At 66.4% G+C, this 15,520-nt stretch carries 13 protein-coding genes; 1 reads left to right on the forward strand and 12 read right to left on the reverse strand.

The features are described 5' to 3' along the window. Positions 1 to 271: 271 nt before the first annotated feature. From GD628_RS12310 to chvE, 11 genes are all read right to left on the reverse strand, one after another. Positions 272 to 1,489, reverse strand: coding sequence for an MFS transporter (locus GD628_RS12310; protein ID WP_226802523.1), 1,218 nt, complete (start codon positions 1,487 to 1,489; stop codon positions 272 to 274). Positions 1,490 to 1,537: 48 nt separating this feature from the next. Then, entirely contained in the window at positions 1,538 to 2,110 is a 573-nt protein-coding gene (locus tag GD628_RS12315) for a histidine phosphatase family protein (RefSeq protein ID WP_152274899.1), read from the reverse strand. A gap of 20 nt (positions 2,111 to 2,130) precedes the next feature. After that, positions 2,131 to 3,342 (reverse strand): ABC transporter ATP-binding protein, encoded by a 1,212-nt coding sequence (locus tag GD628_RS12320; RefSeq protein WP_152229385.1) that lies wholly within the window; start codon positions 3,340 to 3,342, stop codon positions 2,131 to 2,133. Then, positions 3,343 to 5,079: an ABC transporter permease gene (locus GD628_RS12325; RefSeq protein WP_152274900.1), complete on the reverse strand. Its 1,737-nt coding sequence runs from the start codon at positions 5,077 to 5,079 to the stop codon at positions 3,343 to 3,345. After that, positions 5,063 to 6,112 carry an ABC transporter substrate-binding protein gene (locus tag GD628_RS12330; protein ID WP_226802524.1) on the reverse strand — a complete coding sequence of 350 codons (1,050 nt, stop codon included), beginning with the start codon at positions 6,110 to 6,112 and terminating at the stop codon, positions 5,063 to 5,065. Before GD628_RS12330 ends, GD628_RS12325 begins: the two co-directional genes overlap by 17 nt. Continuing rightward, on the reverse strand, positions 6,096 to 7,106 hold the full coding sequence (locus GD628_RS16745) for a metallophosphoesterase (RefSeq protein WP_152274902.1): 1,011 nt from the start codon (positions 7,104 to 7,106) through the stop codon (positions 6,096 to 6,098). The genes GD628_RS12330 and GD628_RS16745 overlap by 17 nt, the downstream gene beginning before the upstream one ends. Beyond that, a complete protein-coding gene (locus GD628_RS12340) occupies positions 7,103 to 7,882 on the reverse strand; it encodes a tyrosine-protein phosphatase (RefSeq protein WP_193313262.1) in 780 nt (259 codons plus the stop codon). Before GD628_RS12340 ends, GD628_RS16745 begins: the two co-directional genes overlap by 4 nt. Positions 7,883 to 8,319: 437 nt before the next feature. After that, positions 8,320 to 8,877, reverse strand: a complete 558-nt coding sequence (locus tag GD628_RS12345; RefSeq protein ID WP_152274904.1) for a hypothetical protein — start codon at positions 8,875 to 8,877, stop codon at positions 8,320 to 8,322. A 66-nt stretch (positions 8,878 to 8,943) separates the two neighbouring features. Then, positions 8,944 to 10,152 carry a multiple monosaccharide ABC transporter permease gene (mmsB, locus tag GD628_RS12350; protein WP_420837574.1) on the reverse strand — a complete coding sequence of 403 codons (1,209 nt, stop codon included), beginning with the start codon at positions 10,150 to 10,152 and terminating at the stop codon, positions 8,944 to 8,946. Beyond that, positions 10,149 to 11,756, reverse strand: coding sequence for a multiple monosaccharide ABC transporter ATP-binding protein (gene mmsA, locus GD628_RS12355; protein WP_152274905.1), 1,608 nt, complete (start codon positions 11,754 to 11,756; stop codon positions 10,149 to 10,151). Before mmsA ends, mmsB begins: the two co-directional genes overlap by 4 nt. Positions 11,757 to 11,831: 75 nt before the next feature. Next, positions 11,832 to 12,953, reverse strand: coding sequence for a multiple monosaccharide ABC transporter substrate-binding protein (chvE, locus tag GD628_RS12360; RefSeq protein ID WP_152274906.1), 1,122 nt, complete (start codon positions 12,951 to 12,953; stop codon positions 11,832 to 11,834). Positions 12,954 to 13,699: 746 nt separating this feature from the next. Here chvE and GD628_RS12365 point away from each other — a divergent pair. Next, the gene (locus tag GD628_RS12365; protein WP_152274907.1) at positions 13,700 to 14,305 is read left to right on the forward strand and encodes a rhodanese-like domain-containing protein; all 606 of its coding nucleotides are present in this window, start codon (positions 13,700 to 13,702) and stop codon (positions 14,303 to 14,305) included. Between the two features lie 105 nt (positions 14,306 to 14,410). Here the strand turns inward: GD628_RS12365 and GD628_RS12370 are convergent, their stop codons facing one another. Then, the gene (locus GD628_RS12370; protein ID WP_193313271.1) at positions 14,411 to 15,208 is read right to left on the reverse strand and encodes a hypothetical protein; all 798 of its coding nucleotides are present in this window, start codon (positions 15,206 to 15,208) and stop codon (positions 14,411 to 14,413) included. Positions 15,209 to 15,520 lie beyond the last annotated feature (312 nt).

A 15,520-nucleotide genomic window follows, 5' to 3' on the forward strand; every position in this document is an offset into this window, starting at 1 on the left:
ACCTCGCTCGTCACACGAATTCAATGTGCTTGTCGGTATGTCGTCCGCGTGTAACCGATACCTGGAGAATGTTCAGTACGAACCAGAAGACTACCAATATGAACTCGAGCGCCTCCGCTCCACGTTTTCCGAGGCTATACACGATCTGGGCAAAACGAAAGGAGTTGTCATTCGAGAGCCCGGGGCAGGTGCCCTCTTGCAGCCAACCCAACATCTCGCCGACCGTAGCTAACGCAGGCGCCTCTGTCTCAAGCGCATCGAACCCAGCGTACTAACGAACTCGGCGTTTCGTATGACCGCACTCAAGGGTCGCCAGCACGAGGCTCGGATGGGCTCTTTGAGACCGTAGCCTCGCCTGAACCCTCACCCGCCGCCGCTCCTCAGCATCCACCTGGTTCTCCTCCAGATGCACCTTCTTCGGCCAGCCCACTGAATCCGGAGCACCGGGAATCACCTCGCCGCGCAGCGTCGCCTGCGCGGTCTCCCGCATACACAGAATGCTCACCAGACCGATCACACCGGCAATCGCCATGTACCAACCCGGCACCAGCTGGTTGCCGGTCGTCTCGATCAGTTGGTTCGCGATGGTGTGCGACGTACCGGCAAAGAACGCCGTAGAGAAGTTATAGGCGAGCGCAAATCTCGTATAGCGGACCGCCGTCGGGAACAGCGCCGGCAGCGTGGAGGACGCCGACGACACCAGGATCACCAGCAGGAAGCACAGCACAGCCAAGCCCAGGAACTGCAGGATCAGACTCTCCACACCCAGCAGCATGATCGCCGGAACAGACAGCACAATGTAGCCAACAGCCGCGGTCAGCAGCAGCGGCTTGCGGCCTATCCGGTGAGAGAGCGCACCGACCCGCGGAATCGCCAGCAGCATCAGCGCCATCACGGCCACCAGCATCCAGTTGCCCTGTGCCGTGCTGTGTCCCAGCTGGCCGCTCATGTGGGTGGGCATGTATCCGAGGATCAGGTAGAACGCCACGTTCAGCAGCACCACAAACCCGGCCAGGACCAGCAGCTGCCGCCAGTTCTGCGCCAGCACCTGCCGCAGCGGGGACTTCAGGGTCTCCCGGTGCGCCGAGGCCTCCGCGAACACCGGAGCCTCCACCAGCCGGGTCCGGATCCACAGCGCTGTCAGACCCAGCGGGATAGTCAGCAGGAACGGCAGCCGCCACCAGCCCTCCAGCATCCCCTCGTCGCCGACGAGTGTGATGGTGGTGGTGCAGACAATCGCTGCAAGGATAAAGCCCACCGTGGTGCCGAACTCCAAGAACGACCCGAAGAAACCACGGCGCATATCCGGAGCCGACTCCGCTATGTACACCGCAGCACAAAACCCATGCTGCACAGCGATAGGGATTGAACCGGCGCCGTCGTCGATTATTTGCACAGAGCTTATGTGCGTAGAGTTCCGGCTCTGGCCGTCCTGCAGACGTGCGTGCAGCTGGTACTCCTCGTCGGAGCCAGGCGTTGAATTCCCCATGCCGGTGAACCTACTCGACCCTGCGTTTAGCCTATCCCCAGGAGGCCCTCACACCTGGGAACGGTCGAACAGCGCGGACAGCGGAACCTCCACCACCTCGCCGTTCAGCACCCGCGCATACCGCTGGCCGGTGAGCTCCGAGAGGGTAAGCCTGATCAGGGTGCCGTGCGCCACGGCGATGATCCGTTGGCCCGGATACTGCGCGGCCAAACTGCGCAGAGCGGTGAGCCCGCGATCCGCCACTTGCTGCTCCGGTTCACCGATACCAAGTGCGGCCGTGATCTGCGGTTCGGTCAGCCCGTTCAGGTGCAGCCCTTCGGCCGGCCCGTAGTCCCGCTCCACCAGCTCCGGAACGGTACCGGCGAGCTGCAGTCCAGCCGCGTCAGCAATACGACGCGCGGTCTGCACGGCACGCAGCAGCGGCGAGGAAACCACCACATCCCACGGCTCAGCGGCCAGCAGCCGCCCGGCCTTGCGCGCCTGGGCGCGGCCCACACCGTTCAGCGGGTTGTCGGTTCGGCCCTGCAGCCGGCGCTCCTGGTTCCAGTCCGTTTCCCCGTGCCGCACCAGGACCAGCCGTGCCGGCAGCGTCTCAGCACCATTCATACGCGCATCACTCACGGCACCCCTCCCCGGAGCACTCACGCCGTCACCAGCGTCCGGCGGCCAGCGGCCGCGTCCCCCGGCGCGGCCCCCGCAGAACCCGCATCCCCCGCGGAATCCCCCGCATCCCCCGCGGCTCCCGACGCAGAACCAGCCGCCTCCCCCGCGAACACATGGGCCCGGAGCACCTCCGGCAGGACCCGGTCCCCCGGCTTGGGCACCCAACCCGTGACATGCGCCCGCAGCGTCCGGCCCTGCCAGTCCACGGAGACATCGAACCCATGCGGGCCGTAAAGCGCGGAGGTCACCACACCGGTCCGTGCCCAGCCGGTGTCGCCGGCGAGGTTCGGGTGCACCGGGTGCAGCAAGAGGTCCAGCGGAGACACCGCGGCGGTAACCGCCAGTGCCCTGTGCCCCAGACCGCCTTCACCCATGCTCGGCCCGGCTTCGAGCCGTTCGCCGGGGATGCTGATGCCCTCGGCGACCGCAAGCCGGCCCTCCGCCCAGGTCCCGTCCAGCAGCACGGCATCGTTTACGAAGGACGCCACAAACGCCGACGCCGGATTCCGCACCAGCTCCTCCGGTGTGCCGACCTGCTCAATCCGCCCGGCCCGCAGCACCGCCACCCGGTCTGCCAGGGCCAGGGCCTCCGCGCGGTCGTGCGTGACGTGCACCGATGTCAGTCCCTGCTCGCTCGTCAGCGCCTTCAGGTCCAGCCGGAGCCGAGCCCGCAGCGGTTCGTCCAGGGAGGACAACGCTTCGTCCAGGAGCAGTGCCTGCGGAGCGCCGACGATCGCCCGCGCCAGGGCCACGCGCTGGCGCTGCCCGCCGGAAAGCGCAGCCGGTGCCCGCTCCCCCAAGCCGTCCAGCCCGACCAGCCCCAGCACGCTGCGCACCCGGGCCTCCGCGGCTTTGCGGGGCACGCCCGCCAGGCGGAGCGGATACCCCACGTTCCGGGCCACGGACCAGTGCGGCCAGATCGCGTGGTCCTGGAACACCATGCCCAGGTTCCGTTTCTCCGGCGGCACCCAGGCGCCCGGCCCCGCCACCGGCTTGCCGCCGAGGCACAGGGTGCCGCCCTCCGGCTGAACAAACCCGGCGATGCTGCGCAGCAGCGTGGTCTTGCCGGAACCCGACGGACCGAGCAACGCCAGGAACTCGCCGTCGTGCACGTCCAGGTCCACGTCCGAGAGGCCAACATGGCCGTTGGCGTAGACGTGGCGCAGGCCTTGAAGGCTGATCGAAGACATTTACTTCCCCTTCCGGAAACGGGTGCGCGCCGTGCGGCGGGCGCCCAGGGCGGCGGTCGCGGAGAGCCCCGCGACGCCGACGATCGTGACCAGCAGCGCCAGGGCGGAAGCCGAGTTGTAGTCCCCGGCCTGCTGGAGATTGAAGATGACCACACCCAGCGTCTGGGAGCCGGGCGCCACCAAAAGGATGGAAATGGTCAGTTCGCGCACCGCGGTCAAGGCGACGACGACGGCGCCGCTCACCGCCGCAGGCACGCTCAGCCGCAGCGCGACGTCGCCCAGTGCCCGCAGCGGACCGGCACCGGAGATCCGTGCGGCCTCGTCCAGGGACACCGGCACGGATTCCAGCGGTGCCCTCACGGATTGGACCACCAGGGCCAGGAACGCCATCACGTAGGCGCCGAGGATCACCCACGGCGTGTTGAAGATGCCCAGCGCCGGGGCAATCAGGAGCCAGGCGACAGCCAGGACCAGGCCCGGCAGTGCCTGCGGCAGCATGGCAGTGACGTCCAGCGCGGCGTTGGAGCGGTGTTTGGTCCGGGTCAGGAGCGCACCGACACCGAGCCCCAGCACGCCGCAGGCCACCGCTGCACCGAGGGCGAGCAGCACCGAGTTGGCGATGCCGGTGAGCGCTCCGCCGCTGGTGACGGCGCGGGCGATGTTCGCCAGGGTCAGGTTCTCCCAAGTCAGCGGCACGCCCGGAGCGGGCAGCAGTGCCTGCTCGGTCAGTGCCAGCAACGGCAGCACGCAGACGACGGCGGCGGTAAGCCACAGCAGGCCCGCCACCACCCAGCGGGCGGACCCCAGCTGCAGCGGCAGCGCAGCCGCTCCGGAACCGCCCAGTTCGCTGCCCCCGGGCAGCCGGCGCTGCAGCAGCACGGCAGCCAGGCCCAGGATCAGCAGCACCACCCCGATCGCGGCCACGGCGGGCAGCGGATTGGTCACGGTGCCGGAGGCGAGGTAGCGGTACACCAGGGTGGTGAGCGTGGTGTACCGCTCGGGCAGGCCGATCAGCGCGGGAATGCCGAAGTCGGAGAGGTTGGCGACGAGCGTGAGCACAAACGCGGCCACCACGGCTGGGCGCACCAGCGGCAGCGTCACCTGGCAGAAGGTGCGCAGCCCGCCGGCACCGCTGATCCGGGCGGCTTCCTCCAGGCTGCCCGGAACCCGGCGCAGCGCAGCACTGATCACCAGGTAGGCCAGCGGATAGGAGTGCACAGCGAGCAGGAACACCACTCCGCCGCCGCCGTAGATGTCCAGCACCGGGCGCGCGGATCCGGTCAGCGCCATCAGCGCCTGGTTCACGGTGCCGGCCGGGGAGAGCAGCGCCATCCAGGACATCGCCCCAATGAACGGCGGAATGAGGAACGGCAGCAGGAAGATCCAGCGCAGCACGGTCCGGCCCGGCAGATCGGTCCGGTCCAGGACGACGGCGAGCAGCGCACCGAACGCGGTGGCCAGCGCCGCTGATCCGGCGGCGGAGGAAACGGAGTTCCACGCCGCAGCCAGGACGTCGGGGTCCGTGAGCACATCGGCGTTGGACGGCTGGGCCCCGCGGAACACAATGACGCCGAGCGGCAGGAGCACCAGCAGGGCCAGGACGGTCCAGACCGCCAGCCGGAGCCAGTGCAGTCCGTCGCCCCAAGGCCCGTTGCCCCGGACCCGGCCTGCAGCTCCCCGGGCGGCGGGGCTGAGCTGACCCGCCGCCAAGGAAACGGAATTACTTGAGGAGGTCATTGAACTTCGCGACGGCGCTTGCCTGCTTCTCGGCAATCACCGCGAGGTCCGGGTTCAGCAGCTCAAGGTCGGCGAGGGAGGGCGCGCCCTCGGGGACACCGGCGTCGTCGCGCACCGGAAGGTAGGACTGCGCCACGGCCAGTTCCTGGCCTTCCTTCGAGACCAGGAACTCCACGAACTCGTTGGCGGCGTCCGGGTTCTTCGAGTCAGTGAAGACGCCCGCCGGCTGGGAGACGTACGGAACGCCGTCGGTCGGGTAGGACAGGCTGATGGGCGAGCCCTTCGCTGCCAGTTCGCGGGCCACATAGTCCACCACGATCCCGATCCCCGAGGTACCGGCGGCCACGGCCTGGCCCACCGGGCCGTTGCTTTCCAGCACGGTCGGTTCGTTGCTGATCAGGTTCTTCAGCCAGTTCTCGCCCAGGGCCGGGGTCTCGAGCCAGACGGTGGTGTTGAAGGCGGCGGCACCGGAGACGTCCGGGTTCGGCATGGCGATCATGCCCTTGTATTCGTCCTTGGTCAGTTCGGCCCAGGACTCGGGGGCGTTGTCCACCAGCGTGGTGTTGTAGGCGATGACGGTGGGGATGATGCGGGTGCCCACGTAGTAGCCCTCGGCGTCGACAACGTCCTGATTCAGTTCACCGGCGTTGTCGATGTCCAGGACCTGCAGGTCCCCCTCGGCGGCGTATGCCTCGAACGTGGGGACGTCGGCGGCGAGGATCACGTCGGCCTGGATGCCGCCGGTTTCCTTCTCCGTGGCGATCCGGGTCTTCAGCTCACCGGTGCCGGCGCGGAAGACCTCAACGCTGACCTCCGGGTTGACCTCGCTGTAGGCGGCAATCAGTTCATCGATCTTTGCCTGCGGCTCGGAGGTGTACACCGTGAGGGTGCCGGTGGCCCCGGCCGAGGTGCTGGACGCTGAGGCTTCCGGAGAGTTTTCGGCGCCGTCGGCGCTGCCGCTGCAGGCGGTCAGGAGAGCAAGCGACGCCAGGGAAACGACGGCGAGGGCGGGGTACTTAGAGCGGTGCAGCAAGGGGTTCTCCTTGGGAAACCGGCAGCAACGGCTGCTGCCGGGAAGGGTGGCCCGGTGCCCGTGCGGGCTCCGGGAAGGGATAGGTGGAACGGGTAGTGCCGGCAGCGGGGACGGCGCCGGGTGGCGGTGTGGAATGGGGGTGCGGTGTGGAACTGGGGTGAGCTGGGGCCTTGAGGCGCACGGCGGGCTTGGTGAACACCACTGCGCCAGTCGGCTGCAGCGGGACCGGCACGGCGCTGACCCCGGTTTCGTCCAGCCGGATGACAGAGAGCCAGCTGCTGTCCAGGCCCTGCACCCTCTCCGGCGGCGCGAACAGGTCCTGGCCGTAGGACACCGCCGGGCCGGCCCAGACCGGCACAGCACCCAGCCGGCCGGACACCGCATGGTGGTAGTGCCCGCACAGGACGGCGCGCACGTCCGTGCCGGCCAGCACGCCGGCGAGTTCCGCAGGCCGGGCCAGGCCGCGGCCGGCCAGCTGCGGCAGCAGCGAATCGACGGGCGGATGGTGCAGGGCCAGCACAGTGCCGTCGGGGGCAGGCTCGGCCAGGACAGTATCCAGCCAGTGCAGCTGCTCTCCGGTGAGCCGGCCCGCGGGCTGCCCGGGGTTGTCCGAATCCAGCGTGATGAGGCGCAGTCCCCCGACGAAATGCACGTTGTCCCCGGGACCGGGGCCTGTGTCGGTGCGCGAACCCGTGAACGCTTCGGCCGTCCACGCCCGGGTGCCGGGAAGGTCATGGTTACCGGGCAGCACGATGACCGGGCAGCCCAGCTCCCGGCCGGCGCGGGCGAAAAGTTCGGCGGCGGCAGAGTAGATATCGCCGCCGGAATCGGCGATGTCACCGGTAACCACAACGGCGTCGGGCCGGTAGCGGACCGCTGCGCGCAGGGCCTCGGCGGTGCGTGCCCACGTGTCCAGGACACCGAACAACGGCTCGTCCGGCTGATGCAGATGTGTGTCCGTGAGGTGGATCAGGGTGTAACCCGGCGCGTTCATGCAGCAGGGATCCCGGTGCCGTGCAGCAGGACGCGGGCCCGGTCCAGCAGGTCCTGGCCCAAACCGTGCCGCAGCAGGTAGGCAGCGGCACCGGTCTCACCTTCGAAGGACTCCTTGGCCAGGTCCTGCAGTGCGCTGTCCAGAACCTCGGGCGGGCTGGCCAGGTGCAGGCGGACAGCGGTGGCCATCTCGGCGGGATCGCTGATCTGATCGCCGAGCCGGGCGAGCACCGCCTGGCGGAAGGAATGGGGAAGGGCTGCTTCGGTGCGGGAGTAGTCCTCCACAATGGCGCTGCGGGAGGCCCCGGCGACCTCAAGCACCAGCGCGATCACCAGCCCGGTCCGGTCTTTCCCTGCAGCACAGTGGACCAGGACACCGCCGTCGAGGTTCCGGATCACTTCGCCGACGGCGCTGGTCAGTGCCCGGGCACCGTTCTGCAGCAGATGCCGGTAGACGGCTTCGATCGGTTCGGAGACGGGGAGGCTTCCGCGGTAGAGCGGAACGTTTCGCATCTGCGTTCCCGCTGGAACATTGTCCGGAGCCGAGGCGATCTCCATCGGCTCGCGCAGGTCCACCACCGTGCCGATCCCCGCTGCAGCCAGTTCAGCGAGACCGGCAGGGTCAAGGTCGTTCAGGGCTCCGGACCGGAAGAGCATTCCCCGGCGCAGGCCCGGCGTTCCGGTTCCTGCCGCTGCGTCACGGAAATTGAACAATCCGCCGACTGCGGGCGGAATGCCTGCGAGAGCCTGCGGACTGGAGGGCAACTCGGTATTCATGGAACCTCGGGGTCGTGCTCGGTTGGGACTCTCCGAGTTCATCCAGCCAAGGTTAATCAGCAGTGAACACGCGCTGGCGCCCATGCCAACCAAGGGCGAACATTTTTGCCGTCCAGGCCGTTCCCCCCGCTGTGCAGACCCGAACGCGGCCGCCAGCGGCACCTTTACGGCCCTAATCCGGCCGCCACCAGCCTCATCACAGGCTGCAGCCATCCGGGCGGCCCCGACGCCGAGCGGAGGCAGCAAGCCAGCCCGCGATTCGCGACGCTCAGCCCCCACCCCGCAGTTTCCCGCCCACTGTTGCAGGAGTTACCACTGAGGTCACACCAGGTACCCCGTTCAACACTCACTGGGAAACCGCGTCGGCCTTGTTCCCCTCACGACCAAAGTGCTCAGGGGTCGCGGCGATAACGGGCTGCTAAACGGCAGTGAGTCGGCTAGCGTCCGTGCACCCGCCGGAAGCGATCAGCCTGCACGGTAAGGAGAGTGAAAGCACCGATCAGCCCGATCAGCAGCAGGAACGGACCCATGCTGTACAGGTTGGAAACGAGGATGCCCGGCCTGCCTGCCATCCCCCGTCCCGTTGCCGGGTCAACCGAGACGTAGCTAGGCGGATCGAAAGCTCCGGTCAGCCAAGCCGCGCCGGTAGCCAGGATCATGGCTACCAGAGCCCATGCCGCACAGAGGTACGGGTTGAACCGGCGCCAGGGTCCATCAGATGCGGACAGGCCGTGGCTGGCGGAGGACCCGCCGGGAACCGACGCCCCGTGGGCACCGTCGGCGCGGCCCGAAGTGCCCGCGTCTTCAACCCATGTGGACCCGTCAGCCCGTGCTGAACCGTTATCGCGGCCGGATGCGCGGCTCCCACCGGCGGCCCGCCCCACAGCAGACGGAACAGTTCCGCCGTCGTCAACAATCTGCACCGACTCCTGAGCCTGGTCACCTGTTGGCCGCGCATACAGCCCGTAGTCGTCCGAGTCTGTGTGATTCCCCATGGCGGCGAGCATACTCGACATCCCCTTGGGCCGGCCGATCTCCGGGCAGCCCACTCGAGGCGCCCGTTACCGCGCGCTCCTCCCCCGCCGGGCGAACCCGACCGCGACGGCCAGCAGCAGCACCAGGCCTTTGATGACCTGCTGCCAGGCGGCGTCCACCGACAGGATGGACAGGCCCTGGTTCAGCACACCCATCACCAGGCCGCCGATCACGGCACCCACCACTGTGCCCACACCGCCCTGCACCGATGCACCGCCGATGAACACGGCAGCGATCGCGTCCAGCTCGAAGCCCTGCCCCGCCGAGGCCACGGCACCGCCGGCACGCGCCGTGCTCACCACGGCGGCCAGCCCAGCCAGGAAGCCCATGTTCACGAACACCATAAAGTTCACCCAGCGGGTCTTCACCCCGGACATCATCGCCGCGTTCAGGTTCCCTCCCATGGCGTAGATGTGCCGGCCAAACACGGTCCGGTTCAGCAGGAACGAGTACGCCAGCACCAGCCCGGCAAGGATGATCAGGATGATCGGCGTTCCGCGGTTGTACGCCAGCAGGTAGCAGAGGTACATGATCGCGGCGACGGCCACTGCGTTCTTGAACACGAACGACGCCGTGCGCTCCCGCGGCAGGTCAAGCTTCCGCAGGTCATTGCGCACCTTGAGCTGCTGCACCACCAGCGCCACGGAGGCGAGCGCGCCGATGCCGAGCGTGAGCAGATCGGGCGTGCCGGTGGTCGGCAGCGTGCCGGAGCCAATCGCGTTGAACGGCCGCGGCAGGCCGCTGATGGTTCCACCGGTCAGCAGGATCAGCGCAACGCCGCGGAACACCAGCATGCCGGCCAGCGTCACGATGAACGCGGGTATCCCCACAAACGCCACCCAGAACCCCTGCCACGCCCCGATCGCGGCTCCCACCACCAGGGACAGGATTACGGCGGCCCACCAGGGCATGCCCCAGTTGTTCATAGCCAGGGCGGCGATGGCCCCCACTGTGGCGACCACCGAGCCCACGGACAGATCGATGTGCCCGGCGATAATCACCATGACCATGCCGATCGCCAGGATCAGCACGTACGCGTTCTGCTGGATGAGGTTGCTGACGTTGCCCGGATACAGCAGCCGGCCGCCGGTGAGGACCTGGAACAGCAGCACGATCACCACCAGTGCGGCGAGGATGCCGTACTGGCTCAGGTCGATCCGCATCCGTTTCCGGCCGTTGCCTCCGGCAGGCGGCGGGGCCGGTGTCTTGGCCTGTTCAGGAGTAGTTGTGGTCACTGGCCCTGTGCTCCTTCAATTCGGGCGGATTCAGTTTGGGCGGATTCAGGACGGGCAGCCGTCCCTGATCCGATCCTGGCGGCCGTCATATGCCGCATCAGTTCTTCCTGCGTTGCTTCAGCCCGCGGCACTTCGGCGGTGAGCCGGCCTTCGGCGATGGTGTAGATCCGGTCGCAAAGCCCGATCAGCTCCGGCAGCTCACTGGAAATAACGACGACGGCCTTCCCCTGCGCGGCCATCTCGTTGATGATTCCGTAGATCTCGAACTTGGCGCCGACGTCGATGCCCCGGGTGGGTTCGTCCAGGATCAGCACGTCCGGCCCGGAGTAGATCCACTTGCTCAGCACCACCTTCTGCTGGTTTCCGCCGGACAGGTTCGCCACTACGGACGCCACGGTGGGGGTGCGGATGTTCATTTTCTGCCGGTAGTCATCGGCCACCGAGTATTCGCGGTGCTTGTCGATCACACCCAGCCGGGCGAGCTTCCCCAGAGCCGCGGCGGACACGTTGACCACCACGGAACCGATCAGGTTCAGCCCGTACCGTTTGCGGTCCTCGCTGACGTACGCGAGTCCGTGCCGGATGGCCTCCCCCACCGAGCGGGTCTGGATTTCGACGCCATCCTTGAACACCCGTCCGGATACCCCGGTTCCCCAGGACCGGCCGAAGATGCTCATCGCCAGCTCGGTGCGCCCGGCACCCATCAGCCCGGCAAACCCGACGATCTCCCCGGCGCGGACGTTGAAGGACACGTCATTGACCACCACGCGGTCCACGTCGATCGGGTGGTGGACCGTCCAGTCCTCCACCCGGAACTTCTCCTCGCCGATCTGCGGGTTCCGGTCCGGGAACTGGCTGTCCAGCGGGCGTCCGACCATGGCCCGGATGATCCGGGTTTCAATCTCCTCCGAATCCTCCACCGGGAAGGACTCGATGGTCTTCCCGTCCCGGATCACCGTGACGGTATCCGCGATGGCACGGATTTCCTTGAGTTTGTGGGAGATGACAATCGAGGTGATCCCACCCTCGCGCAGCTGGTCGATCAGCCCCAGAAGGTGCGCCGAGTCGCCGTCGTTCAGTGCCGCCGTCGGCTCGTCCAGGATCAGCAGCTTCACCTCCTTGGACAGCGCCTTGGCGATTTCCACCAGCTGCTGCTTGCCGACGCCGAGCTCGAGGATCTTCGTGGCCGGGTTCTCGTCCAGACCGACGCGTTTGAGCAGCGCCGCGGCCTGCAGGTTGGTCTGGTTCCAGTCGATCACCCCGCCGCGCTGCACCTCGTTGCCGAGGAAGATGTTCTCCGCGATGGACAGGAACGGGCTGAGCGCCAGCTCCTGGTGGATGATCACAATCCCGTCCCGCTCGCTGTCATTGATGGAGCCGTAACGCACTTCCTGCCCGTCCAGGGAGATGGTGCCCGAGTACCTGCCGTGCGGGTAGACGCCGCTGAGCACGTTCATCAGCGTGGATTTGCCGGCCCCGTTTTCGCCGCAGATCCCGTGCACTTCACCGCGCCGGACGGCGACGGACACGCCGTCGAGCGCGCGGACGCCGTTGAACTCCTTCACGATGCCGTCCATTGACAGGATGACGTCCTGATCGATCATGTCTTGCCTGTTCTTTCCGAAGGGTGCGGGGCACGACGGCGGCAGTCGCCGTCGTGCCCCGCACGGCTGGGTGCCCTAGAGTCCGACGTCGCCGGCCTCCACGAAGCCGGAGTCCACCAGCTTCTCCTGCACCTGGTCCTTGACCACGACCTGCGGTTCGAGGATGTAGGTGGGGACCACCTTCACGCCGTTGTCGTAGGTTTCGGTGTCATTGACGTCCACCTCTTCGCCGTTGACGATCTGCTCGATCATGGTGTCCACCTGGGCACCCAGTTCGCGGGTGTCCTTCCAGACGGTCATGGACTGCTGGTCCGCGAGGATCGCCTTGATGTTGGCGACGTCGCCGTCCTGCCCGGTGATCACCGGCCAGTCAGTGCCGGGCGTGTAGCCGGCGCTGGAGAGGGACTGCTCGATTCCCAGGGCCAGGCTGTCATTCGGGGACAGCACGACGTCGACCTTGTCGCCTCCGGTGTAGAAGGACTGCAGGCGGTTGTCCATTTCCGCCTGCGCGTCCGCCGATCCCCAGCCGAGGATGCCGATGGATGCCCAGTCATCATTGGAGGCCGGGGACTTGCCGGAGGGAACCACCAGCTGGCCGCTCTCCACGTAGGGAAGCAGCACGTCCCAGGCGCCGGAGAAGAAGAACTTGGCGTTGTTGTCATCCGGGCTGCCGGCGAACGGTTCGAGGTTGTACGGGCCCTCGCCGTCGGCCAGGCCCAGCTGCTCCTCGATGAACTCGCCCTGGAGCTGGCCCACCTTGTAGTTGTCGAACGTGGCGTAGTAGTCCACGGCGTCGGTCCCGTTGATCAGCCGGTCATAGGCGATCACGGTGACGTCCTGGCTCTTGGCGTCCTCCAGGACCGGGCCCAGGGTCTCGCCGTCGATCGCTGCGACCACCAGGATCTTGGCGCCGCCGGCCACCTGGTTCTGGATCTGGGAGATCTGCTGGTCTGTCTTGTCATCGGCATACTGCAGGTCAACGGTGCAGTCCCGGGCCTCGAGGTTTTCCTTCAGCCCCTCGCCGTCATTGATCCAGCGTTCCAGGCTGCGGGTGGGCATGGAGATGCCCACGTTGCATTCGACGCCGTCTCCGCCTTCACTGTCACTGTTCGTGGTGCCGGCGGGGGCGCAGGCCGCCATGCCTGCTGCCAGACCGAATGCCAGGAAGACGGCCGAAACATTCTTTCTTCTGCTCATGGTCGAACCTTTGAAAAGGATCCTGCCGCCGGCAAGGAACTGCGCGGCGAGACTGCGGGAAACATCCTTGTGACCCGGACGGCTGGATCGAGCGGATACAACGCTGTAGCGCCCTGCCGGTACCCCTACCGACAATTTGTAGGCGAGCACAACATATGCCCGTGACGTGGATCACGGCAAGGGGTTTCCGGAACGTTATGCAAACGCAATGCGGGGTGTGGAGTGGGTTTCGCGATTCGTGCGCGCGCCAGGTTCGCGGACCGGGGCCGTGGCGTTGTTGGCGCGCGCCAAGTCCCTGACCTCATCCTGTGTCGCAATGACGTTCTTTTGGTGGTCGCTGATCATCCTGTCCTGCAATAACGTCCGTATCGCGGGCGAGAGCAGCGTTATTGCGACACACGATGGGCTTGGGCATGAGCGAGGGACGCTATTGCGACACAGGATGCGTCTGGACGGGCCTTGCAAGGCGAATGCCACACGCAGGGCGGCCCAGCCCTGCCGGTATCGTTGCTGACCGACGAGACGACGGGGGTTGAGGACATGGCGCTGATGGGCGGAAGCGGTCACGGACCGCACCGTACTCCAGTCGATGACCGCAGTGAAGCCATTCGGACAGCAGAAGCAACAAGGAAGCGCCGTCGCAGAGCCGGGCGCTAGTGCCACAGGGCGTAACGTCCCCTGACTTCTCCCAGAATCGGGCCATAGGGTGGGTGCTTCACTCCGGCCACTCCAACCGAAGGATCCGAATGTCCCCCGCTGCCACCGCAGAGACCACCAAGACTGCCGCCGCCAAGACCATCGACGCGCAGACGCTGACCACACTCATCGCCGAGAACCCGAACCTCACCGTCATCGACGTCCGCAACCCCGCGGAATTCGAATCCGGACACATTGCGGGCTCCCACAACATTCCCCTGCCAATGCTCTCCGCGCACACGGTTGAGCTGGCCGCCCGGCTGGATGACGGCGTCGTGCTGATGTGCCAGTCCGGCGTGCGGGCAAAGCAGGCGCACGAGCGCCTCGCCGCGGCGGGGCTGCAGGGCGGGCGGGTGCTCACCGGCAGCGTGGACGACGTCGAGAAGGCCGGCGGTTCCGTGGTGCGGGGCAAGCAGATCTGGGACATGGAACGCCAGGTACGCTTTGCCGCGGGCAGCCTCGTCGGCCTGGGGCTTCTCGCTGGACGCATTGCGTCCCCGAAGTTCCGTGTCCTGGCCGGCGGCATCAGCGGCGGGCTGGTGTTCTCCGCACTGTCTAACACCTGCGCCATGGGCAAGGCTCTGGCCTACCTGCCCTGGAACCAGGGCGCCGCCGAGCCTTCCTGGGAAGAGATCCAGGCGAAGCTGGACCGCTAGATCCATTCCCCTTACCGTTCAGGCTTGCTGACCAACTCGCTGGACGGACAAAACAAAAAGTGGGGATGACCGCTCTCAATGAACGGCCATCCCCACGCAACGTAGCTAGAGAGGACGAATGTCAGAGAATCGAACTATGAAATTCGGATCAATGGCATAGAACACGTCCGTCAAATTGGACCGAGTCAGGCAAGATGACGGAGACGGGACTGTTTGAGCGGCGAATGTGACGAGCGTTCCCTCGCTCATCCCGGCCAGCGTGCTGAAGAACGGCGCGTTCTGCGGTATCAGAGTGTTGTCTGTGAGGTCAGAGAAAGCGTTATTCCAAGTCTGTACCTTCACGCCCTCTGACAACTCGATTTTTACGTGCGCCAGGCCGTCATTATTGGCCCCGATTTCCAGGATCTTCCCCGTCCAGTTGGTCATACTGCCTTGACCCGACACGGCACACATCTGAGCGTCTCGATCCGTCAGCGCCACCGAACGCTGCAGCTCAGTTCCCGCAGCCTCGTATGCAGCCTTCCCAGCCTCGAATGTGTCGAGGAATGCCTGCTGATCGGCGGGGCGTGGACCATAGCTTTCCGCCGGTGGCGGCGGCGGTGGTGGTGGTGCTTGCTCGGTCGCCTGCGCAACGGTGGCCATTGGAGTAGGTGTTGCAGATACTTCTGGCTCCGGTTCGGAGGTGGTGGTCTCCGTTGCTCTCGGGGAGGGGCTCTCACTAACCTGTGCGACCGGAGCCTTTTCTACGTCGTCCGTCCCGCTGAGCCCATTGACGATAAGGCTCAGCAGCACCACAACACCGATCCCCGTCAAGACTTTATGCCTAGCAAACCAGCTCTTCTTGACGACCGACGTGTCAGAGGGCGTACCAGCAGACTGATTATTTGCGGGTTCCTCGTTCACCCATAGCTGCCACCCTTCCGGTGCTGGCCCCCAGGCCGGATCAGGCTGCCAGCCGGCAGGGGGCTGCCAGCCCTCCTGCGGAGCGGGCCAATTTGGTGGCGGATTAAATCTCATAGTCAAAACAGTTCCCCAGAGTGTCGAAATGATGCTTAGTGACTAAGCCGTCGCCCACCGTACCCCTCAGTAAAATGCATACTGATTATTTGCGGCTATCTTGCCGGGATCTTGCCGGAATCTTGCGTTTGGGATATCAAGAATGATGATTTGCCCGTAGTAAGCAGACTTAGATCCATGCAGGTGCCAATCTGCTGT

It is taken from the genome of Arthrobacter koreensis (genome assembly GCF_009193255.1).
GTDB lineage: Bacteria > Actinomycetota > Actinomycetes > Actinomycetales > Micrococcaceae > Arthrobacter_B > Arthrobacter_B koreensis.

Bases quoted from the DNA above. Each gene is read 5' to 3' on its own strand.
- GD628_RS12310 (WP_226802523.1), bottom strand. From the start codon at position 1,489: ATGGGGAATTCAACGCCTGGCTCCGACGAGGAGTACCAGCTGCACGCA.
- GD628_RS12320 (WP_152229385.1), bottom strand. From the start codon at position 3,342: ATGTCTTCGATCAGCCTTCAAGGCCTGCGCCACGTCTACGCCAACGGC.
- GD628_RS12325 (WP_152274900.1), bottom strand. From the start codon at position 5,079: ATGACCTCCTCAAGTAATTCCGTTTCCTTGGCGGCGGGTCAGCTCAGC.
- GD628_RS16745 (WP_152274902.1), bottom strand. From the start codon at position 7,106: ATGAACGCGCCGGGTTACACCCTGATCCACCTCACGGACACACATCTG.
- GD628_RS12340 (WP_193313262.1), bottom strand. From the start codon at position 7,882: ATGAATACCGAGTTGCCCTCCAGTCCGCAGGCTCTCGCAGGCATTCCG.
- GD628_RS12345 (WP_152274904.1), bottom strand. From the start codon at position 8,877: ATGGGGAATCACACAGACTCGGACGACTACGGGCTGTATGCGCGGCCA.
- mmsA (WP_152274905.1), bottom strand. From the start codon at position 11,756: ATGATCGATCAGGACGTCATCCTGTCAATGGACGGCATCGTGAAGGAG.
- chvE (WP_152274906.1), bottom strand. From the start codon at position 12,953: ATGAGCAGAAGAAAGAATGTTTCGGCCGTCTTCCTGGCATTCGGTCTG.
- GD628_RS12365 (WP_152274907.1), top strand. From the start codon at position 13,700: ATGTCCCCCGCTGCCACCGCAGAGACCACCAAGACTGCCGCCGCCAAG.